Annotated in this window: 1 protein-coding gene; it reads right to left on the reverse strand. The window is 46.7% G+C overall.

What is annotated here, in order from left to right:
- Positions 1-595, reverse strand: a 595-nt coding sequence (locus R7Q11_RS27805) for an efflux RND transporter permease subunit (RefSeq protein WP_225467189.1), incomplete at both ends; no start/stop codon positions are given.

The raw sequence follows: 595 nt of genomic DNA on the forward strand, positions 1-595 counted from the left end.
AAAGAAGCACTTCTTTGCTGCCTGAATCAATGGATGACGAGATATCGTACAACCCTTCTTCTTGCTGTAAACGTTCAATCAAGTAACGTCCTGCTTGATTAAGTTCATTGATGTTGGAACCAAACAGTAAGTAGCCAAACTCATCACGATCGCCACCACCTGCACTTTGTTCGCGGATCTTGATACTCTTCATCCCCGGAATAACAGGCATCGCCTCACGCCAGCGTCGAGCAAGTTCAAAGGTATTGAACGGACGAATCTCCTCATCGACAAGCGGTACTAACACTCGTCCTTCGGTGCGGCTTCGATTGTAAGAAAGCACATCGCGAATCATACCTTGCCCATGATCAGCAATAGTTTGAGACTCCACCTCTTGCATGACACGCTCGATGGTTTTCAACGCTTCAATGGTTTGCTCACTAGAAACCGTGTCATTCATCTCGATAGTAATCGCAGGGTAATCGGTCGGTACTTTCGGGTTAGGGATAACACGCACATAGTTGGATTTAACCAATGCAGCACTGATCAGCAACAAACCACAGAACACAGCAAATACCGTCCAACGCCAATGCGTACAGGCTTTCACGAAGTTACG

The organism is Vibrio sp. 970 (assembly GCF_033339075.1).